The sequence below is a fragment of the Halomonas sp. 72 genome, from assembly GCF_052379785.1.
Lineage (GTDB): Bacteria > Pseudomonadota > Gammaproteobacteria > Pseudomonadales > Halomonadaceae > Vreelandella > Vreelandella citrativorans.
Map to the genome: position 1 here is coordinate 14,170 of NZ_JBQSYY010000002.1, position 20,698 is coordinate 34,867.

Genomic DNA, 20,698 nt, shown 5'->3' on the forward strand with positions numbered 1-20,698 from the left:
GCACATGTGCCAGCATTGAAATCATTTATTCTTCTGATGTGTATTGCTTCAAAATTTCAAAGTTGGACTCAATGATCTCTGTCGTACGTTCAGGACCAAGCCACTCTGCACCAATATCCTGGGCTTCTAGTCGGCTAACGAACGCCTCATCTTGCAGCGCACTGTGATAGGCATCGACCATTTGTTGGAATGCTTCGGGGTTGCTCTCTTTAAAGTCAGCATGCGCGGCAAGGCCTCGCATTGATCCTGCAAGCACCGGAACCGGCTCGTGACCGCTCTCTTCAAGCGCTGCATTAAGCGTTGGTGCATCCCAGTCCTCCGATGCGGTATCAGCCGCGAGGGCAAGAGGACGTATATATTCCTGGATTGATAGCGTGCCGTCTGCAGCTAATACGGTCATGTCTACCTGCCCGCCAGCGACCGCCGTGCGCGCAGCGCCACCAGACTGATAGGTGACAATGTTGACGTCTGTTTTATCGAGACCAAAGGCCTCAAGAGCGAGTTCAAGGTTGATAGCGCCGGTCGAGCCAGGTACGACAGAAACTCTAAGTTTTCCTGGATTTTCCTTGGCTGCCGCCATGAAATCCGCCAGCGTTTCATAAGGCGTATCAGCATTAACGGCGAAAAGATCGTAATCATTCCACTGCCCGTTAATGAATGCGAAGTCTGACAAATCATAAGTGGCATCAAAGCCAAGAATCGCATTAGAGACGTAAGGGTGGATTGAAGAGGCAAGGAAATAGCTGCCATCAGCAGGCATGTTGTGGAAGTAAGTATGACCTACGTGACCACCGCCGCCATTCTGATTAATGACTGAAATCGGCGTGCCCAGGTCTTCCTGGAGCCGTTGAGCCAGCGCGCGAGCGGTGCGGTCAGCGGACCCGCCAGGGCCAAGCGCAACAACGAAAGTGATTTTCTGTGTTGGCCAGCTTTCCTAGGCTGCGGCGGTGAGGGGGGTAATTGCAGCTGCCAGGGAGAAACCCAGCATAGCTGTAGCGATGACTTTCTTCTTATCGATCATGGTGGTCACTCCGCTTCATCATAGACAATTGTAAGACAATCATTTGTGCGTGAATATAGAAGTACATATAGTAGTTCCTGTCAATCCTCGGATATGTAAACAAAAGATCTATTTTTTCAGATGTTTTTTGGAAATTATTGAAAATTATATAGAGTGTGTTGTCTTCGGAGGATAAATATTTTGTCTACAATAAAAGAAGAAACGCATGGTTTGGCAGCTGAGCGAGTGGCTAGTGGCTTGTACGATGAAATACTTAAAGGGCAGCTGCAGGCTGGGACTCGTCTTGGAGAGGTCGCGTTGGCTGAGCGCTTTTGTGTTAGTCGGGGGCCGGTGCGTATGGCGCTCAAAAGCCTTAGCGAGTGCGGGCTCGTTACTATCGTGCCGAACAGTGGGGCGCACGTGCGTGAAATGCGGTACGAAGATGCCCGGGCGATCTACCAGGTCAGAGCTGCTCTTGAGGCTGAAGCCGCCATGTTGGCGGCCAGTCGTGCCAATGCATCCACTGCCGATGAATACCTTACGTTACTGCAGTTACATGCCAGCCAAGTGACATCTCATCCTGAGGGAGCCTATCTTCAGGAGTCTGAGGAGTATGATTTTCATTTAATTACCGCACGAATGTCCGGTAATCCACTCATTCAGCGTTATTTAACCCACGAGCTTCGCCCGCAGCTAACCCTGTTAAGGAATAAGCATCGGCATGTTACAGGGCGTGGAAAAATCGCACTTTATGAGCACGAGCGCATAGCCTCAGCTATCTCGGAAGGTGATGTGGAGGTGGCGGGCTTATTGATGCGGCGGCATATACAGAGCAGTTGGGAAGCGCTTGAAGAGCAGTTGCCCAAGAGAGATGCCCTTAATTAAACAGTGATTGAGCGATAACCACGCGGCTTAGCAATGCTATGTCCGGCCTTGGCCTGCGCTAGAGAAGGAGTGTATATGAAGACGGTGATTCTTGATGATTGGGAAGGCTGTATGAAGGAGCACCCTGCCGTATCTCGCTTGCGCGAATTCTCTGAGGTATCGGTCTATGGTGATGTGCCTGCCTTTGAAACCCTGGTGAGCCGGCTTCAAGGGGCCGATGCGATTATCCCGCTCAGGGAGCGCACCTTGATTGATCGAGACCTTATCGCGGCTTTACCTGACCTAAAGCTGATCGCCCAAACCGGTACGGGGCTGGCTCATGTGGATAAAGAGGCAGTGGACGAAGCGGGGATTTCGATTGCAACGACGCCGGGTGGGTCTACGGCGGCGGTAACCGAGATGACCTTTGCGTTTTTACTTAATCTCACCAAGCGGATTGTTGAGGTAGATCGCCGGATGTCCACTGGAGAGTGGCCAACGATTGTTACCAGTAATTTGAGCGGTAAAACCATTGGCCTGATTGGTCTGGGCAAGATTGGTTGTACCGTGGCGAGAATGGCGCAGGCCTTTGGTATGCGAGTCATTGCATGGGGCCCCAGACTGACCCAGGAGCGAGCCGTTCAGGTGGGAGCAGAGTACGTGTCATTAGAAAGCCTGCTCACCCAAGCGGACGCCGTTAGTATCCATGTAAGGCTTGTGCCTGAAACGGAAGGGTTACTGACGACGGAGCATTTTGAGCTAATGAAGCCTGAGGCGATTCTGGTCAATACATCACGCGGGCCCATTATTGACGAAGCGGCGCTCATTGATGCTTTGCAGCGTAAGAAGATTGGTGGGGCGGGACTTGATGTTTTCTGTGAAGAGCCGCTACCGCAGCATAATGCCTTTGCGGCATTGGATAATGTCATGATAACGCCGCATATGGCATGGAAGACCGAAGAGACCTTTTCGCGTTTTCTCAATGGGTCGGTTGATAATATCCATGCGTTTTTTGTAAAGGGAGAGCCGCAAAATATCGTTAGTATTTCCCCTGACAAGAAAAAAGCAGGCGTGTAACCGGCCAATGAGTCTCGGTGCTAATTTTGAGGGCTTGGATGTACAGTTAGTTTGCCTGAGTCAGTCCGGTAAGTTGCTTATGTGGCTTGCTGGGAGCTGTGCTTTGGTTTTTCGGTAAGGGTATTCGATGTCGAGCGTCGGCGTGATGCGCTCGGCATAACGGTGTGCGGTGGCGTAGTGCTGGGGAGATGCGAAGAGGGGGTAAACGAAAAAAGGCAGATCAGTAAATAACTGATCTGCCTTTTAAAATATTGGTAGCGGGGACCGGATTTGAACCGATGACCTTCGGGTTATGAGCCCGACGAGCTACCAAGCTGCTCCACCCCGCATCAACGTGAGGCGTATTCTACGGATTTTTTGCGCCACGTCAACCCTTTGTGGCAAACAAAGCACAAAGGCTGATATTCATCGTACTGCAATATGCAAAGAGTAAAGCTATGCTTCCCATGGTCCCAATAAAAAGCTTACTGTCGGTAGGCCGCCTGACAATAAAATCGGTGGCGTGCTGTTGGTGATACAAGCGCTTGACGCTTATTCGAAATGGTTTACGGACCATAACAGTACTTAGCGTCCAAGCCATTTGTCATATCAGGGAGGTAGTCAATGGCCAATCAAGCCCCCGTCGCCTGGGTAACTGGTGGAACTGGCGGAATCGGCACGGCAATTTGTCGTTCGTTGGCAGATGCGGGTTATAGGGTAGTGGCAGGGTATAACAATCCCGAAAAAGCCAAAACCTGGCTGGACACCCAGCAAGCTGCCGGTTATCAGAGTATTACAACACTTGGAGTCGACCTGTCTGACCATAACGCATGCCTGGATGCTGCGCGTGAGATCCACGAACAGTATGGTCCAATTAGCGTGCTGGTAAACTGTGCTGGCATTACCCGCGACGGCACGATGAAAAAAATGGCCTACGAACAGTGGTATCAGGTCATCGATACCAACCTTAATAGCGTCTTTAATACGTGCCGCAGCGTGATCGAGATGATGCTCGAAAATGGCTATGGCCGAATTATTAATATCTCCTCCATCAATGGCCGTAAAGGGCAGTTTGGTCAGGTTAATTACGCTGCCGCTAAAGCCGGTATGCACGGTTTAACCATGTCGCTGGCGCAGGAAACGGCCACCAAAGGCATTACGGTAAATACCGTATCGCCTGGCTATATTGCCACTGACATGATTATGAAAATTCCGGAGCCTGTGCGTGAAGCCATTCGTGAAACGATTCCGGTGAAACGCTACGGTACGCCGGAAGAGATTGGTCGCTTGGTGACGTTCCTTGCCGATAAAGAGTCTGGCTTTATTACCGGCGCCAACATCGATATTAACGGTGGGCAATTTATGGGCTAGGCCACCCATGCCTACGCGACGGCTTATTCCTCACAAGGGAGCATGCAAAACGGGAGGCGAATCGCCTCCCGTTGTGTTGTTGTCGCATTGATGGGGCGATCAGGGGGGCGGAATATGCCCCAGGTCGCGCAATAAGCTATCCAGTTCCCTGGCTTCTTTTTCCCACTGCGCTATCGATACCGGGCCAAGCGCTAATAGCGCGGCTAAGACATCGATAATTTCTTCTTCGCGACTACGCTCCTGGCGAATTCCTTCATTCAAGCGCTCTACCTGAATCGCCAAGCGCAAAGGCTCGTCGCTTTGCCGGATGCTGCCGCTGGTTAATAAAGACAGATGCACCCGCAGCCGAGAAATGGCGTCTGCCCGTGCTGCCTCATCGTCCAGCGACAAAGGGAGTGGCGTGGATTGACGCTGGTGGTTACGCGTCTGATGCGCCTCGACAAATACGCTGGGAAGCGGCGTGCTGATGATATTGTCAGCGTTAATAATTTCCGCGGCCCCGCCGTCCAGATAGCGCTGATCGGCGGCCAGGTGTGCGTTAACGAGCGGTAAAATAAGCTGCCATTGCTGAACGGTATCCGCAATCTTCAGACGACTCAAACGCTCGCGCTTGGCGCGCACAATACCGCTTAAGCGACGCTGCATGCCTTCGCTACGCCGGTTTCGCGGCAGTGGCTCAAGCTGGCTGACCTGGTTCAAAAAGTCGTCCAGCGTGCTGGTTTCATTGGCGGTAGTGGGTTGCCAGCTGTCCATTTGATCGATAAGTATTTGCATGGCTTCAAGCTGCTGTTGCTGATGGGCAGCCTGCTCACTCTTGTAGGCTTCGCGCTGAGCAAACAGCTGATCGCACTCGTGCCGGAACGCCTTCCAAAGGGTTTGTTCCGCCCCTTTGGGTGCGCGCCCTAACTGACGCCAGTGCTGCTGTAGTTGCTTGGTTTGTGTAATGCGTTGAGCCAAAGGCTGTTGCTGGTCGTGACGAAGCGCCCGCACTTCTTCAATGAGCGCCTGCTTTTGAGAGGCGATCTGCTCGGCCCGCTGATCAATTAATGTTTGCAACTGATGGCGGATTTTTCCAAACCGCTGACCAACGGCCTCAGAGCGCTCGCGAGGCACCGGTGAGTAGTGGCGCCATTGATGGCGTGCCTTGTCGCGAATTTCACGTAGTACATCCGGGTCGGCGTCCTCTGCTGGCTGGGAGAGCAGTGTTTCAAGCTGTTCACACAGCTGCTCGCGGGCCTGCAGGTTTGCTTCACGCTCCTGACCTAGTTGGTCGCGCCATGGGGCTAACCGCTCGTGGATGCGGTCAGATGCGGCACGAAAGCGCGCGGACTGTTCGCGATTGGCGGCGGCATCGCCCAGCGACTTCCACTCTTTCACTAGCTGGCGGTGGTGGCGGTCAAGCGCGGTTTCCGCCATGTGCGGGTCGTTGGCCAGTGCTTCAATGCTTGAGCATAACTGCTCGCGCTTGGGCCCTGCGACAAAGCCGCGCCAATCGCGTAGCTCGGCAAGGCGCGCGCCGGACTGCTTGAAGCGTGCCTTCAGCGGCTTGGCTCCCTCCATTTGCAGGGCTTCGATTTGCGGCTTTAAGCGCTGGTGAAGATGGCTGGCACTTTTGAAGGCGCCACGCTCAAGTAGGTGCTCAAAGCTATCGAGTTCTGCTTCATAAGTGCTTAATGAAACCGAGGTGTGTGGGGTAGCTGCCGGTGTGTGAGACTCGCTGGCAAGTGTTGCTTGAGCGCGCTGTATCAACGCAGGCGGCGTAAATGCTTCTGGCCAGTAGCATTCGTTCAGCAGGCGACGCATGACGTGGTGGTCATTATCCGCAAGCGCTTGCTCAAGCGCGACATTAACACCTTGCCAGCGCTGCCAGGCATCCAGACACTGCTCATATTGAATAATGGCTTGCGTGTAGCGTTGGCTTGCAGGTTCGCTGGGCGAGTGTACGTCCGAGAGTGCTTGCCAGCGTTGGCTGAAAAGTTGGCGTTGGGCACGCAGGCTGTCAATATCCTGAACGGTCAGCTCGGTAGCATGATGAAGGCTTTCAAGCGTCTCCTCTAGCCCATCAAGCAGCTGATCACGTGTCTGATCCGCTTCCTCTCGGCGGGCAAGGCTCTGCTGGCGAGCCTGCTCCTGCGTTTCATGGTCGTGAAGCGTTTTACGACAGCCCAGCATGGCTTGATGAAAGCGCTGCTCTTGCTCGGCGCTGGGCGGGGGCGTCAGGTTCTTCCATTCGCGCTCTAAATGGCGAAAGCGACCGCCATATAGCGGCTCCCAAGGCGCGCGAGCCTGCTGTTCCATCTGGTGAAGAAGATGCTCCAGCTGCTGCTGTTGGCGAGCCAGCCATTCGGCATCGGTTCGCTGCTGGCCGAGTTTTTCGCGGGCAAGGCGAGTTACATAACGATCACGTCGCGCATCTTTAAGCAGGCGCTTTAGGCCCTCTTCTGTCTCAATGCGCTCGGCGGCGCGATGACGAACAGCCGCGACACCGTTTTGGCACGCTTGCTTAATCAAGTCGTCTTCACGGGTTAGTCGGGCAAGAGCGGTCAGGCGCAGATCAAGGTTGTCGCCTTGCAAGACAATCACGTTTAAAAGCCGCGGCTCGTCCAGCCCTTCCACCAGGGCTTGGCGTTGTTGCAGTTCGGTACTGCCTTCAAGACCGCTAAGCCGCTGGCTCACGGCATTGAACCATGCCTCTTGCTGGCTGTGGTCAGGGTAGCCCGCCACCAATCCTTCGACATCATCCAGCGCGAGCAGGGCCGCCAAGCGGATGCTGCTGTCACTATCGTGCGCGAGTGCTTGCAGCGCTTCGCGCTGTTCAGCCTGGTGGGGGTCAAGTCGAGAGAGGGCCTGTCGGCGTACCTCGGGGTCGGGGTGTTGCCAACGAGGAGCGAACAGGCGTCTTAACAGTCCGTGCATGGATCATCCTGCGTAGAGGTGCGTAGCATGAAAAAAATTAGCCATTATTGAACAGCGGTTGCAGTCACTGGCGCTGTCGCTTAGCTTTGCCTTACCAGGGTGTAATAGAAATTGATTCTTCACACCCAAAGGCGCCAAATTGCGCTACCTTTATCTTACCTGAACATGACATGGAGTTCGGCTATGAGCCTCAACGCCGATAGTGCCAACATGGCATTTACCTTTAAAGGCGGCATGCTGCCGATGACCGTCATGGAATTAAGTAGCGCTGACCCTGAGCATATCCGGCGGCAGTTGGCCGGTAAACTGTCTCAGTCTCCTGCCTTCTTCCAGCATACACCGGTTGTGCTAAGCGTGGAAAAGCTTGATGAGCCTCATTTGGCTTTGGAAAGAATATGCGCCGTTTGCCGGGATCACAAACTTTTACCCGTTGCGGTGCGCGGCGGTTCAGAGCCGGTACGCCAGTCGGCTTGGGCATTGGGGCTTGGGTGGTTTGCACCTGTAGAGGAGACGCGCGCTCGGGCACTGGAGAGCGTCAGCAGCAAAGAGGAAGCCTCAAAAAACAATGCCTCTGACGACGACCGTATTGAGGCACACGCCAAGAGTGCGGCAACACGGCTTTATCGCGGTACCGTTCGTTCAGGCCAGCAGGTCAGTGCATCGGATGGGGATCTGATCGTTATTGGTGCCGTCAATGCGGGGGCAGAAGTACTAGCAGCAGGTAGTATTCATATTTACGGTGCTCTGCGGGGGCGGGCGCTGGCAGGTATTCATGGTAATACTCAGGCCGGTATTTACTGCCGCGAGCTTGAGGCTGAGCTGCTTTCGGTGGCTGGGAATTACAAACGCCTCGAAGATGTTGATCCCCGGCTTTTGGGCCGCGCCGCAGAAGTTCATTTTATAAGAGAGCAGCTTGAAATTAAGCCGTTGGGTTGATGCTTTCAACGTAGCGTGCATCCATGCTTAATGCTTAGCGACGCTGCCTTGCCTATCCGTTACAGTAGGGCTTTTGTGACATTGACGTTCCCGTTATTCGTTCAGCGTCATGCGCTCGCGATGAACGACTTCAAGAAGGAAGTGAATCTTGGCTAAAATTATTGTTGTGACCTCAGGTAAAGGGGGGGTCGGTAAAACCACTAGCGCTGCAGCAATCTCAACAGGTCTGGCCCTGCGTGGTAAAAAAACCGTGGTCATTGATTTTGATGTAGGGCTTCGAAACCTTGACCTGATTATGGGATGCGAGCGTCGTGTAGTGTATGACCTTGTAAATGTTATACAGGGCGAAGCCGGCCTTAACCAGGCGTTGATCCGTGATAAGCGTGTTGAAAATCTGTATATCCTGCCCGCTTCACAAACCCGGGATAAAGATGCGCTAACCCAGGAAGGGGTGGCGGAGGTCTTGGAAAAGCTTCGAGAAGAATTTGACTTTATTATCTGTGACTCGCCTGCTGGTATTGAGCGTGGTGCGCAGCTTGCCATGTATTTTGCCGACGAAGCGATTGTGGTCACCAACCCGGAAGTCTCATCGGTACGCGATTCTGACCGTATTTTGGGCCTTTTGGCATCAAAAACCCGGCGTGCTGAGCAGGGTGGTGATCCGATTAAAGAGCACCTGCTCGTTACTCGCTATAACCCTGAACGGGTGACCTCCGGGGATATGCTTACCCTTGAGGATATTCGTGAAATTCTGGCCATTCATTTACTGGGCCTGATTCCTGAGTCCGAAGCTGTGCTTCGCGCCTCGAACCAAGGGGTGCCGGTCACTCACGATGCATCAAGTGATGCAGGTCAGGCGTATACGGATACCGTTTCACGTCTGCTGGGTGAGGAGATTCCGTTACGTTTTCATGAGGTGCAGCGCAAAAGTCTGCTTAGCCGTATGTTTGGAGGTAACCGTCGATGAAACTCTTGGAATTCTTGAAGCGTGAGCGCAAGAAATCCGCCTCGGTGGCCAAAGAACGGTTACAAATCATCGTGGCGCATCAGCGAAGCCAGCGTGGTCAGCCTGACTACATGCCGCTACTTGAGCGCGAACTGCTCGAAGTTATTCGTCGCTATGTACATGTTGACGACAATGCCATTCAGATTTCGCTGGATAGCGAAGATAACTGCTCAGTACTTGAGCTGAATGTGACGTTGCCCAAAAGCTGACAAGACAGGAGGGCAACAGGCGGCGAGAAAGGCGCTGGGTGTGCTAGGCTAGGGTTTTTGCTGCCTTGCGGAGTGCTTGTTCATGGCGCCACCTAATGCCGCCCCTGCCAGTTTTTTGTGGCATGACTATGAAACATTCGGGGCCGATCCGCGTCGAGATCGGCCCGCTCAATTTGCTGCGCTGCGTACCGATGCGGACTTAAACGAGATCGGTGAGCCTATCGAGCTCTACTGCAAGCCAGCAGACGATTACCTGCCTCATCCTGCTGCGTGTTTGATTACCGGGATTACCCCACAAAAAGCGCGACGTCACGGTCTGCCTGAAGCGCAGTTTGCCAGTGAAGTGCAGCGCCACATGAGCGAGCCGGGCACCTGTGTTGCGGGATACAACAGCTTACGCTTTGATGATGAAGTGTCTCGTCACCTGTTCTATCGCAACCTGATCGACCCCTACGCCCGCGAATGGCAAAACGGTAACTCCCGTTGGGATTTAATTGATGTGGTGCGCGCATTTTATGCGCTACGCCCGGATGGCATTGAGTGGCCGCTACGTGAAGATGGTGCGCCAAGCTTTAAGCTTGAGCATTTAACCAAAGCCAACGGGATTGAGCATGAAGGTGCGCATGACGCGGTGGCCGACGTTCGGGCAACCATTGCCCTGGCGCGACTGCTCAAAACGCGTAACCCTAAGCTCTTCGATTACTTGCTTGGCCTGCGCGGCAAACGCGCGGTTGCCCAGCAGCTTGACCTGCCTAATGCCAAGCCGCTTTTGCACATTTCCCGCCGCTACCCGGCCAGCCGTGGTTGCAGCGCCCTGGTAATGCCGTTAGCTGAGCACCCTACCAACCCTAATGGGATGATCGTGTACGACCTGAGTGTTGATCCAAGCGACTTTCTTACGCTTTCGCCTGAGCAAATACGCGAGCGCGTCTTTGTCAGTCAGCAGGATTTAGCGGAAGGTGAGGCGCGTATTCCACTCAAGGTCATTCATATCAACCGTTGCCCGGTGATCTTTCCATCGAGTGTGCTCAAGGACATAGAGGGGCCGCAAAAAGGAGCGTATGGCGCGATTGTTGAGCGCCTTGGGTTGGATATTGCAACGTGCCGCCAGCACTGGAAAACCTTGCGCAGCGCCCAGGGAGTGACGCCTAAAGTGGCCGAGGTCTTTAAGACCAACTTTGATGACGCACCCCACGACCCTGACATGATGCTTTACTCCGGCAGCTTCTTTTCCGCCGCCGACCGGCAGCAGATGGAGCAGGTGCGTGAGATGGAACCCTGGGATCTGGTAGGGCAACGGTTTGCCTTTCAGGATCCGCGTCTTGAGGAGATGCTGTTTCGCTATCGGGCGCGTAGCTACCCTGACACGCTGGAAGGTGACGAGCGCGAGCAGTGGGAGGCGTTTCGCTGGATGCGAATTAATGATCCGGCGATGTCCGGCTTTACGCTTAAGGCCTTTGCTCGAGAGATCGAGCGCTACAATCAGCAGCCGCTCAGCGAGCGTGAGCGGCAGATCCTTGAAGAACTGGTGATGTTTGTCGAGGCCATGATGCCCGCCCAGGCGTTCGATGCCTGAGCGGCACATTCATTTACGGAGTGTTGCGCTGGGTAAACGGCGTTAGTGCTTCGCGGTAAGGCGTTACATCGCTGGGCTCATCACCCGGGTTGAAGCGTATATCAAGCTGGTGGCCAAGTAGCTCTGGCCATGCAGCTTGAATATCCGCAGCGCTAACCTCAAGTGCCAGGTTGGCCAGCTCTTCACGACGGTCAAAGCGGATCTCATCCAGCGCGGTGGCCTGCCAGTAACGGTTGGCCATGCCCGCAAGGCTGGTATCACGCTCGCTCAGACTGGCATGGACCGCTTTGCGATAGGCGTCGAGTTCAGCATCGTCGAGTTGCTTAAGTGCTTCGCCAGCGTCAGCTAAAAAGGCATCCATGTGCGCAGCGACCGTTTCGCTGTCCACATCCGGCGATTGAACGAGTAGTGCAATGCCAGGTGCCTCAAGCAGGGGTGAATAACCCGCGTTCACAATATAGCCCAGCTGTTCTTCCGTGCGCAGCTGTTGATAAAAGGGCGTCTCCAGCCACTGGGCAATCACACTAATGGTTGCTTGTTCTTTAGCGCTCTGGTCGCGCCCTTGTAAGTAACGCAGCACCAGGGACTCGTCGCGGGTGCTGTGCGGGTGCAGTACGCTGGAAGTCGTGTCAATGGCCAGCGGGCTAAGCGTTGGAATATCTTCTCGCGTCAAGCCTGGGCGCAGTTTGCTGCGCACCCGCTCGGCTTGTTCCTGGGCGAGTGCTTTATCCAGGTTGCCAATCGCCATGGCGTCGATATAGAGCCCGCCCAAAAAGTGCTTACGGAAGTTCTCAAGGTGCTGCTGGTCAAGGCGCTGACTGGCGTCAAGTAGTTCGGCTGTCGACCAGCGTGGGGTCAGCAGTGCTTCACCCAGCGTGCGGCTTGCCTGGCCATAAAGCGATGATTGCGGCGCATTAACCAGCTCTCTCTGCAGCTGATATTGCACGCGATCAAAGGCGCCTTCGCTAATCTCAGCCGTTTTAAGCTGATCAATGGCTTGCTCAATAAGCGGTGTCTGACCATCACGCCAACCGGAAAATGATAGCGTCATCCCACGTGCGTGCGGGTAGGCGCTAAACGACTGACCGGCCATCCATGCGGGATAAAGTGATTCATTCAAGCTGTCGTTTAGCCACCCAGCCAGCAACTGCGTCAGTACGACCTCTTCGGCCGAATAGCTGGCGTCGGGATACTGCAAACTGACCCGCCACTCAACGCTTGGTGTATTAAAGCGTGAGTCCTGCATGTGCCAAACCTTAAAGAATGGCGTGTCGATCATTAGGCTTGGGTGCTCGTCCTGGCCTTCAATAAGGGCAAGGTCGCTGGCAATAAAGGGGTTGGGTTCAGGCAGGGCCAAACCTTCAAGCGCGAGACCTTCTTGAACAGGCGGTTGTTCTCGCCACTGGGTCGAGAACCAGGGCGAAACCGTGTCACTTTCCACCTCGGGCGCAGAGTAAAAGCGCAGCATGTTGTCCGGCGTTAACGCAGCCAGATACGCTTGCTGGCGCTCAGTGTCCGGTGCATCCATGCGATACGCGGCATACTGCACATCCTCAACCGGGTAGCGGGACAAATTCATGGCGAGCTGAGTGGCTTCCTGCTGGGGTGCGCCGTGCTGTTGAAAACGAAATGCCTGCTCGCTCAAATCGCGCAGTTCAGTATAGCGCCAGTCAGCCAACCCATCGTCACGCAGCTGATCAATGGCGGCAAATAGCGTAGCCTGGATATCATCAAGCCGCTCGGCACCGGCAGGCGTCAGGCTAATGGAAACCGTAAACAGGGCGTCCTGACCATCACCGCGCTGAACACCTGCGGACAGGCCGTCGGCCAAACCTGCATTACGCAGTACCGCCAAAAGGCTGCCATCCCCTTCATCGCCCAGCAAATGCGACATTAAATGAGTGGGTTTTGCGTGGTACTCATTTTCGGGGTCAGGGATGGGGAAGTAAAAACGCAGCTGGCGGCGATCTTGCAGTGACTGACGCTCAACGTAGCGTGGCAGGGTATCGGTATCTACCAGCGGTGCATCAATCGTAGGAACGCTCAGGCCATTGTCAGGAATATCCGCAAAACGCTCCACCACCCACTCTTCGAGTGTATCAAGCGACTGAGGGGCAACGACGGCCAGGTTCATTACGTTGGCATCGTAATGTTGGTGATAAAAATCGATGACACGTTCGCGTAGCGTCGCTTCTCCCGCCGGTGGGCTGGCTAACGTCTCGCGGCTGCCAACGGCAAATCCTGTGGTGGCATTGTCAGGGTTGAGCAATTGGTTAAGCACGTCGTTTTCGCGTCGGGACTCATCGCGAATTCTTGCCATGTACTCAGAATGAACGATATTGCGCTCGCTCTCTAAATGGTCGGCATTAAACAGCGGTGACAGGAAAAACTCGCTAAAGCGATCAAGCGCTTCCGGCAGAGCGGAGGGCTCGATATCAAAAAAATAGTTGGTATCTTGCTGAGCGGTAAAGGCGTTATGGGAGCCCGCGTGGTCAGAAATAAAGCGCTGATAGGCGTCTGGAGCGGGATACGCCTCGGTACCCAGGAACAGCATGTGTTCAAGGAAATGAGCAAGCCCTTGCAGGTCATCTGGATCCTGGGCGCTACCGACTCGGACGTTCATGGATGCAGCGGCTTTATCGGCGTCAGGATCGCTTACCAATAGCGCTTGTAGACCATTTTCAAGCGTCAGCACGCGATAGTCGCGACTGTCAAAGGGGCTGGCAATCGGGATGACAATGTCTTCTATCGGGTCATCACCAGCGGCCAGCACGCCGGGAGAAAACCATACGGAGCTGAGCACCGCTGCCAGTACAACGCGCGAATAAAATAGTCTACTTTTCGGTCGTAACATTACGGCTCCTGTGGGACGGTCCATTGCAGCATTGGCCCAACCGGGTGGGCGCAAGCGGCTGATTGATAGGCAGGATTGTTGACATGCTTGGATACTGGAAACGCACCTAATAGTTCCAAGGGCGCGGGTGTTAATAACGTTTTAACGGTTTCCAAAGGGCTGTCGGGGTCAAGCCATGTGGTCAACGCATGAGGGGGAATGACCGCCGGCAATCGGTCGCTAAGCGGTGCCAGGCATGCGTTGGCCGGTACGCTAATCAGTGCTGTTGAGTCAGTAAACGCGGTAAGCGTTGTATGGTAGCGACACCATAACGCACCGAGCAGTAAGGGCGCGCGCCTCACCTCTGTGACCAGATAAGGCTGTTTGTGTCGCGGCAGTGCTTTCCAAACGTAAAAACCGCTGACAGGAATAACGCAGCGACGAGCCTGAAACGCTTCATGGAACATGGCTTTTGAACTGAGTGTCTCAGCTCTAGCGCAGTGTGGAGCGTGATCCAGCACCGTTAACCACGGGGGGGTTAACCCCCAAAAAACTGATTCGAGCTGCAATTCACCTTGGGCTAAACGAATAGCCGAAACGGGTTGGCGGGGTGCCAGATTGGGGGATTCCACCAGCGCGGATGTCGCCTTGAGTGAGGGCAGAAGACGCTTGAGCGGTAAGTTGTGTACATGTAGGCGTCCGGTCATGCCAGTCTCCTTAAGCAGAATCGGCTCAATCATGTCATGGGAGAGATTACAGATGCACAAGAATGCGCTAAATGTGGCGTTTTAGTGTCGAAAACAGTGTTCGATATAAGGTATCCTATATTACCCCTTGCTCACGCTAAAGCGCTGTGAGGCATTCTTTCTTGTTATTCGTTGACCTGAAGAGATCGCCATGGCCCGTCCTAGACAGCATGCGCCCGATGCCCTCCATGCGCAGGTCATGAAAGCTTGTGATGATTGGTTGGCTGTACAGTCAGTCCACGATTTATCCCTGCGTGCCCTGGCTAGAGAGGTTGGCTGTGCGCCCAGTACGCTGCTTAAACTTTACGGCAGCTTTAACAACTTATTGCAGCACGTTAACGTCGAGACGTTGGCGGGCTTGAAGCAGACCATTACGTCATTATCGGCAGACGCGCCAGAGCCTTGGCTGCGTGCGCTGGCGCATGCGTACTGGCACTTCGCCGAGCAAGACTGCTACCGCTGGAAGCTGCTGTTTGATTATCCTTTGGCGCAAGAAGGGGAGCTTGATCAGCGTCAAAGCCATCTCATTGAAGCGCTGTTTACCCAGGTGGAATCCGCTCTCAAAGAGTATCAGCCCACGCTTGACGATCTCGAAGCTCGGCGTCTGGGGCGCACGCTATGGGGCAGCGTACATGGGCTTGTACAGCTGGGCTTAAATGAACGCTTGGGGTATTGGCAAGGCCAGCAGCTTAAAGTGGATGAACTGCTGGATCAGTTGGTCAGTACGGTGCTGGCAGGGCTTCGGCGCCGGGAGCCGGCGTCGTGAGATGGTGGATCAACGCTGTCCGCAAAGTGCTGCGTAGCCTGATTTATCTGGCTATGCGACTTTGCTATCGCTTGCATGTGCATGGGCGTTATCACCTCCCCAAACGTGGCGGTGCGCTGGTTGTGTGCAATCACGTAAGCTTTATGGATGCTCTGGTCCTGGGGGGCGGCAGCCCTCGGCCACTGCGTTTTGTTATGGATCAGCCAATTTTCGATTCGCCCTGGCTCAAGTGGTGGTTTCAGCTTGTCGGCGCTATTCCCATTGAGTCCGAGCGGCGTAGCCCCGGCGCCTTGCGGCGTACGCTGGATGAAGTGAGCCAGGCACTGCGCCGTGGGGAAGTCGTTATGGTATTTCCGGAAGGGCGGTTAACGCCAGACGGTGATATCCATACCTTCAGACGCGGGCTGGAAACTATTCTGGCACGCGATAATGTGCCGGTGATTCCTGCCGGGCTGGCAGGCTTGTGGGGTTCCTGGACATCACACTACAACGGTAAAGCGCTGAAAAAGTGGCCAAGCCGCTTTAGGGCGCCGGTTAGCCTGCATTTTGGCCCACCCATTAATGTGCAAGAGGTGGATGGGGTTACGCTGCGTAGCTATTTGGAAACGCGGGTGCGAGCGCTAAAAGTGGCCGCCGATAAAGATATTGACGCGCGCTAACGCGCTTCAGCGCTACTTGTTCATGTCGTCCCCAGTGCTGTCCATTTCAAGTGCTAGCCATCTCAAACGCTATCTGTCTCAAGTGCTGTCAGGGTTGGCGTCTTGGAAGACGCACGTTTTGCCAGCAGCGGGCAGAGGTGATCAGGTTGTCGCGGATCTCCAGTATTTCCATACGGATATTGTTAATTTGCAGGCTGGCGGGGCCTTCGGGGAACGCTTCAAGGTGCTCTAAAATCAACCCGTTTAGGGTCTTGGGGCCATCGGTTGGTAAGTGCCACCCCAGCATTTTATTGATTTCACGGATGTTAGCCGTACCCTCAATGACATGGCTGCCGTCGTCCTGCTGATGAATCTCTTCATCTTCCGATACGTCCGTGGTGAACTCGCCAACGATCTCTTCCAGAATATCTTCAAGCGTTACCAACCCTTCGACATCGCCATACTCATCTACCACGATACCGATACGCCGCTTCTGCTTTTGAAAGTTAAGCAGTTGGGTATGAAGCGGTGTGGACTCAGGAATAAAGTAGGGTTCGCGTGCTTCCTGGACAATGGCCGCCTTGGTGACTTCGTCACGGGATAAAAAGCGCGCGGCATTGCGCAAGTGCAGCATGCCGATGATGTTATTGATGTCGCCTTTATAAACCGGTAAGCGGGTGTGCTGGCTGGTACGAATTTGGGTCAGAATATCTTCCAACGAGTCGTCCAGGTCTATCCCCAGCACTTCATGGCGCGGCACCATAATGTCGTTGACCGTGACATTCTCAAGGTCCAGGATCGACAGCAGCATGGCCCGGTGGCGGTAGGGAATCAGCGTACCCGCCTCATGTACCACGGTACGCAGCTCGTCGCGGGTAAGGTTGTTGCCGCCATTCTCCACGCTTTTCACGCCCAGTAGGCGCAGTAGGCCGTTCGAGATCATATTCACCAGCCACACCAGCGGATAAAGCAGCTTCAAAAGCGGCTCCAGCGCCATAGAGCTGGGGTAGGCAATACGCTCAGGTTTAATCGCCGCGTAGGTTTTGGGGGTAACCTCGGAAAAAATTAAAATAGTAATCGTTAAAATGGCAGTAGAAATCGCCGGGCCTGATACTTCGCCGAAAAAGTGAATAGCGATGATAGTCGCAATGGATGCCGCAAGGTTATTGACGAAATTGTTGCCGATTAGAATGACGCCAATCAAGCGGTCAGGGCGGGTAAGCAGGCGCATGACCCGTTTGGCGCGCCGATCACCGCTGTTGGCTTGATGGCTCAGGCGATAACGATTAATCGACATCATGCCGGTTTCAGAGCTGGAGAAAAAAGCCGATAGCAGTACTAGTAAGCCAAGAAGGCCGAATAGTAATCCCAAGGGGAAGTCGTCGCTCAAGTCGAAAATTCCTTTATGCCGTATCAAGCACGGTTTGTAGAAGCTAGAAGAAGGTGTGTCAAGACAGTCATAGCCGTGTATATGGGCTTAGCGATTGAGCAGTATCTCAAGCACAAACTTACTGCCAAAGTAGGCCAGTATCAAAAGCGTGCAACCACCCAGCGTCCACCGTACTGCGCGCATGCCGCGCCAACCGAAACGATAGCGGCCAATGAGTAGGGTTGTGAAAATAACCCACGCACCTAACGAGAGAACGGTTTTATGTAATAAATGCTGGGCAAAAATATTATCAAGAAAGATAAAGCCGCTCACAATCGAGAGCGTTAGTAGCAAAATGCCTGCCCAGACCAACTCAAACAGGACGCGTTCCATCGTGGTTAACGGAGGAAGCGACTGCACGATGCCGCGAATATGGTGATGGCGTAGCGCCTGGTTTTGTAATCCCACCAGGATTGCCTGTATCGCCGCAATTGCGAGCATGGCAAACGCCAGCGCGGAGCTAATGGCATGCAGTAGAATGCCGGGTGTCAGGCCCGTGTGGCTAGTGTGGCTGGGGAGCCAGGTGGCGGTAATCAGCGCGACACCCGCTAAAGGAAAGAGAACGATGCCGACGTTAAGCACTGGCTTGAAAAGGCTCGCTATCAACAGCACATTAACGGCGACCGCCATGAAAAGCGTCGCGCTGGTGGTAAACCCAGGCAGAAGGCCTGGGGATTGCCCCATCAGTTGGACGACCACCGGGATATGGAGCAATAGGCCCAAGGCACCCAGCAGGCGCACCATGCTTTGGCGTGGCGGCACGCGGCGAAAAAGGGTCATGCCCTGCCAAGTGGCAGCAGCAACATAGAGTACAAAAGCGATCGTGGCGAAAGGCAGCGCCTGCATGATGCTATCCGTGTGCGCATTTCGCGCGTTGCAGTAAAAAACAGTTAAGTTAACGTGTACCGACTACTATAACCAATCAAAGCAGTATCGCACAGCCATCGTTAGCCCGCGCGGACAGTCATGGAGACTCAAGGCGTGAGCGCGTATAATCCATGTACATCAGTCTAGGGGCGTAGGCCCGGCGACAGCGACGGAGGCAGAGAGGCCCCATGTTTCAGAATCTCAGTGAGCGTCTTTCCCAGACGTTGAAGTCGATCAAAGGTCAGGCGCGCCTGACCGACGACAATATCAAAGATACCCTGCGCGAAGTGCGCAAAGCGCTGCTTGAAGCCGACGTAGCGCTGCCGGTCGTCAAGGCCTTTATCGAACGCGTTCGCGAGCGGGCGGTTGGGCAAGAGGTGTCCAAGAGCCTGTCGCCCGGTCAGCAGTTCGTCAAAATCGTCCAGCAGGAGCTGGAAGCCATTATGGGCGAGGCCAACGAAGGCCTAACCCTCAAAGGCTCGCCAGCCGTTGTGTTGATGGCCGGTTTGCAAGGGGCGGGTAAAACCACGTCGGTAGCCAAACTTGCCCGCTACCTGCGCGAACGCGAGAAGAAAAAAGTCCTGGTGGTGTCGGCCGACGTTTATCGCCCGGCAGCCATCGACCAGTTGGAGACGCTGGCTAAAGAGGTCGAAGTCGACTTCTTCCCGTCGCGCTCTGACCAGAAGCCTGTTGATATTGCCGAAGCGGCGATCAAGCACGCCAAAATCCAGTTCCACGATGTGGTGCTGGTAGATACCGCGGGTCGCTTGGCAATTGATGAAGCCATGATGGCGGAGATCCAGGCGCTGCATAAGGCGATCTCACCGCAAGAAACGCTGTTCGTCGTCGATGCGATGACTGGCCAGGATGCGGTTAATACCGCGAAAGCATTCCACGATGCGCTGCCGCTGACCGGGGTTATCTTAACCAAGGCTGATGGTGATGCGCGTGGCGGTGCGGCGCTGTCGGTACGTCATATTACTGGTAAGCCCATCAAGTTTATGGGGGTGGGCGAGAAAGTTGACGCTCTGGAGCCCTTCCACCCGGATCGTGTGGCATCACGTATCCTCGGCATGGGCGACATGCTGTCGCTGATCGAGGAAGCCGAGCGCACGGTTGATAAAGACAAAGCTACCAAGCTAGCCAGCAAGGTTAAAAAAGGCGATGGCTTTGATCTGGAAGACTTCCGCGACCAATTGCAACAGCTCAAAAAGATGGGCGGCATGGGTGGTCTTCTGGGCAAACTGCCTGGCATGGGGCAAATGGCCGAAATGGCTCAAGGCCCTGGGCCTGAGAAAGAGCTGGGCAAGCTTGAAGCGCTGATCAACTCCATGACGCCCAAGGAGCGCCGCGCGCCGGATATCATCAACGGCTCGCGCAAGCGCAGGATTGCCGCCGGTGCTGGCCTGCAGGTGCCCGACCTGAACCGTCTGCTCAAGCAGCACAAGCAGATGCAGAAGATGATGAAGAAAGCGGGCAAGAAAGGCGGCATGCAGAAAATGATGCGCGGCATGTCCGGCATGATGGGCGGCGGCGGAGGCCCTGGCGGCCCAGGTGGAATGGGCGGCATGGGCGGTGGCGGTATGGGTGGCCCCGGTGGCCTGCCCTGGCGCTAAGCACACGCTTGGAACCTGGTAGCGGGCCAATTAAAGGCCCGTACGCTTTAAAAGCCAGCACCCTTCGGTGCTGGCTTTTAGGTTATATGGCGCAGGTGAACCAGAACGCTGCCATCTGGCTGGCAGTCATGTAGCGGATAGCTGTAAGGCACATCGCTGAGTGTCGGCTTCGCCTGACTGCCCGGCACCAGGTTGTATTGAAACGCAGGGCTGCCCGCAATGGCGCTGTAGTGTTGTCCCCACAAGGTGTGGAAGGGCTGATGAATATGCCCACATAAAATGCGTTTGGGAGACGCACTGATAATAGCCTCGAAACGCTCTCGGCCCTCGATCAGGCTGTAGTCATCCCAGTGAGGGTTGCCCGTCATAAAGGGCGGGTGATGCATCACCAGAAACGTTAGCGGCTTGGTGTGCCCAAGCTGGTTTTCCAGCCAATCCAGGCGTTCGCTACATAGCGCGCCCTGGGGTTTGCCAGCAATAATTGAGTCCAGGCCCAGTAACGTGACACCGTCTGCCTCTACTCTGGAGTGTAGAAACTTGCCTGGCTGCAAGCCCGAAAGTCGGTCGCCCAGCACTGCGCGCATGGCTTCACGCCGGTCGTGGTTGCCCGGGACGGCCAGAATGGGCATTTCCAGTGGTGCCAGCAAGCGGCGAATCAGTCGATAGTCGTCTTCGGTCCCGCCGTCGGCCAGGTCACCGCTGATCACAATAAGATCGGGCGGTGGGCTAAGCGACACAAGGTCGCTCACGATACGTTCAACCACGTGGGCGATATCCAAACGTGACTCGCCGGTTTCAGACTGCGTAGTAAACACATGAAGGTCAGATAAATGGGCAATCAGCATGCACAAAACTCGATAACGTGACGC

General features: G+C 54.7%; 17 protein-coding genes and 1 tRNA gene. 10 read left to right on the top strand and 8 right to left on the bottom strand.

Annotated elements, in window-relative coordinates:
• Positions 1-25: 25 nt before the first annotated feature.
• The gene (locus ACT3T6_RS01980; protein WP_319022162.1) at positions 26-913 is read right to left on the bottom strand and encodes a tripartite tricarboxylate transporter substrate binding protein; all 888 of its coding nucleotides are present in this window, start codon (positions 911-913) and stop codon (positions 26-28) included.
• Positions 914-1,201: 288 nt separating this feature from the next.
• On the opposite strand from ACT3T6_RS01980, the gene ACT3T6_RS01985 reads away from it, so the two are divergent.
• Together ACT3T6_RS01985 and ACT3T6_RS01990 are read left to right on the top strand one after the other, a co-directional pair.
• Entirely contained in the window at positions 1,202-1,885 is a 684-nt protein-coding gene (locus tag ACT3T6_RS01985) for a GntR family transcriptional regulator (protein ID WP_193055166.1), read from the top strand.
• Positions 1,886-1,960: 75 nt separating this feature from the next.
• Complete coding sequence (locus ACT3T6_RS01990) at positions 1,961-2,941, top strand: D-2-hydroxyacid dehydrogenase family protein (RefSeq protein WP_193055167.1); 981 nt, start codon at positions 1,961-1,963, stop codon at positions 2,939-2,941.
• A gap of 252 nt (positions 2,942-3,193) precedes the next feature.
• On the opposite strand, the gene ACT3T6_RS01995 is transcribed toward ACT3T6_RS01990, so the two are convergent.
• Positions 3,194-3,270: transfer RNA gene (locus ACT3T6_RS01995), tRNA-Met, on the bottom strand.
• A 274-nt stretch (positions 3,271-3,544) separates the two neighbouring features.
• On the opposite strand from ACT3T6_RS01995, the gene phbB reads away from it, so the two are divergent.
• Positions 3,545-4,291, top strand: a complete 747-nt coding sequence (gene phbB / locus ACT3T6_RS02000) for an acetoacetyl-CoA reductase (protein WP_193055168.1) — start codon at positions 3,545-3,547, stop codon at positions 4,289-4,291.
• A gap of 99 nt (positions 4,292-4,390) precedes the next feature.
• Here phbB and ACT3T6_RS02005 read toward each other — a convergent pair whose 3' ends face one another.
• Positions 4,391-7,207 (bottom strand): DUF349 domain-containing protein, encoded by a 2,817-nt coding sequence (locus ACT3T6_RS02005; RefSeq protein WP_193055169.1) that lies wholly within the window; start codon positions 7,205-7,207, stop codon positions 4,391-4,393.
• Positions 7,208-7,390: 183 nt separating this feature from the next.
• Here ACT3T6_RS02005 and minC point away from each other — a divergent pair, with 183 nt between their 5' ends.
• From minC to sbcB, 4 genes are all read left to right on the top strand, one after another.
• Positions 7,391-8,143, top strand: coding sequence for a septum site-determining protein MinC (gene minC, locus ACT3T6_RS02010; protein ID WP_193055170.1), 753 nt, complete (start codon positions 7,391-7,393; stop codon positions 8,141-8,143).
• A gap of 148 nt (positions 8,144-8,291) precedes the next feature.
• On the top strand, positions 8,292-9,110 hold the full coding sequence (gene minD, locus ACT3T6_RS02015; protein ID WP_172118548.1) for a septum site-determining protein MinD: 819 nt from the start codon (positions 8,292-8,294) through the stop codon (positions 9,108-9,110).
• Complete coding sequence (gene minE / locus ACT3T6_RS02020; protein WP_018918334.1) at positions 9,107-9,358, top strand: cell division topological specificity factor MinE; 252 nt, start codon at positions 9,107-9,109, stop codon at positions 9,356-9,358. Before minD ends, minE begins: the two co-directional genes overlap by 4 nt.
• 82 nt (positions 9,359-9,440) lie before the next feature.
• Positions 9,441-10,934, top strand: coding sequence for an exodeoxyribonuclease I (sbcB, locus tag ACT3T6_RS02025; RefSeq protein WP_193055171.1), 1,494 nt, complete (start codon positions 9,441-9,443; stop codon positions 10,932-10,934).
• A gap of 13 nt (positions 10,935-10,947) precedes the next feature.
• Here sbcB and ACT3T6_RS02030 read toward each other — a convergent pair whose 3' ends face one another.
• Both ACT3T6_RS02030 and ACT3T6_RS02035 read right to left on the bottom strand, forming a co-directional pair.
• A complete protein-coding gene (locus tag ACT3T6_RS02030) occupies positions 10,948-13,788 on the bottom strand; it encodes an insulinase family protein (protein WP_193055172.1) in 2,841 nt (946 codons plus the stop codon).
• Positions 13,788-14,474 (bottom strand): SOS response-associated peptidase, encoded by a 687-nt coding sequence (locus ACT3T6_RS02035; protein ID WP_193055173.1) that lies wholly within the window; start codon positions 14,472-14,474, stop codon positions 13,788-13,790. Before ACT3T6_RS02035 ends, ACT3T6_RS02030 begins: the two co-directional genes overlap by 1 nt.
• A 190-nt stretch (positions 14,475-14,664) precedes the next feature.
• On the opposite strand from ACT3T6_RS02035, the gene ACT3T6_RS02040 reads away from it, so the two are divergent.
• Positions 14,665-15,279, top strand: coding sequence for a TetR/AcrR family transcriptional regulator (locus tag ACT3T6_RS02040; protein ID WP_172118544.1), 615 nt, complete (start codon positions 14,665-14,667; stop codon positions 15,277-15,279).
• 53 nt (positions 15,280-15,332) lie between these two features.
• Positions 15,333-15,938, top strand: a complete 606-nt coding sequence (locus ACT3T6_RS02045) for a 1-acyl-sn-glycerol-3-phosphate acyltransferase (RefSeq protein WP_225733772.1) — start codon at positions 15,333-15,335, stop codon at positions 15,936-15,938.
• Positions 15,939-16,026: 88 nt separating this feature from the next.
• Here ACT3T6_RS02045 and ACT3T6_RS02050 read toward each other — a convergent pair whose 3' ends face one another.
• Together ACT3T6_RS02050 and ACT3T6_RS02055 are read right to left on the bottom strand one after the other, a co-directional pair.
• Complete coding sequence (locus ACT3T6_RS02050) at positions 16,027-17,307, bottom strand: HlyC/CorC family transporter (RefSeq protein ID WP_193055175.1); 1,281 nt, start codon at positions 17,305-17,307, stop codon at positions 16,027-16,029.
• A gap of 87 nt (positions 17,308-17,394) precedes the next feature.
• Positions 17,395-18,192, bottom strand: a complete 798-nt coding sequence (locus tag ACT3T6_RS02055) for a cytochrome C assembly family protein (protein ID WP_193055176.1) — start codon at positions 18,190-18,192, stop codon at positions 17,395-17,397.
• Between the two features lie 209 nt (positions 18,193-18,401).
• Here ACT3T6_RS02055 and ffh point away from each other — a divergent pair, with 209 nt between their 5' ends.
• Entirely contained in the window at positions 18,402-19,829 is a 1,428-nt protein-coding gene (gene ffh, locus ACT3T6_RS02060) for a signal recognition particle protein (protein ID WP_172118541.1), read from the top strand.
• Positions 19,830-19,906: 77 nt separating this feature from the next.
• On the opposite strand, the gene ACT3T6_RS02065 is transcribed toward ffh, so the two are convergent.
• Positions 19,907-20,674, bottom strand: coding sequence for a metallophosphoesterase (locus ACT3T6_RS02065; RefSeq protein WP_193055177.1), 768 nt, complete (start codon positions 20,672-20,674; stop codon positions 19,907-19,909).
• Between the last annotated feature and the right edge of the window lie 24 nt (positions 20,675-20,698).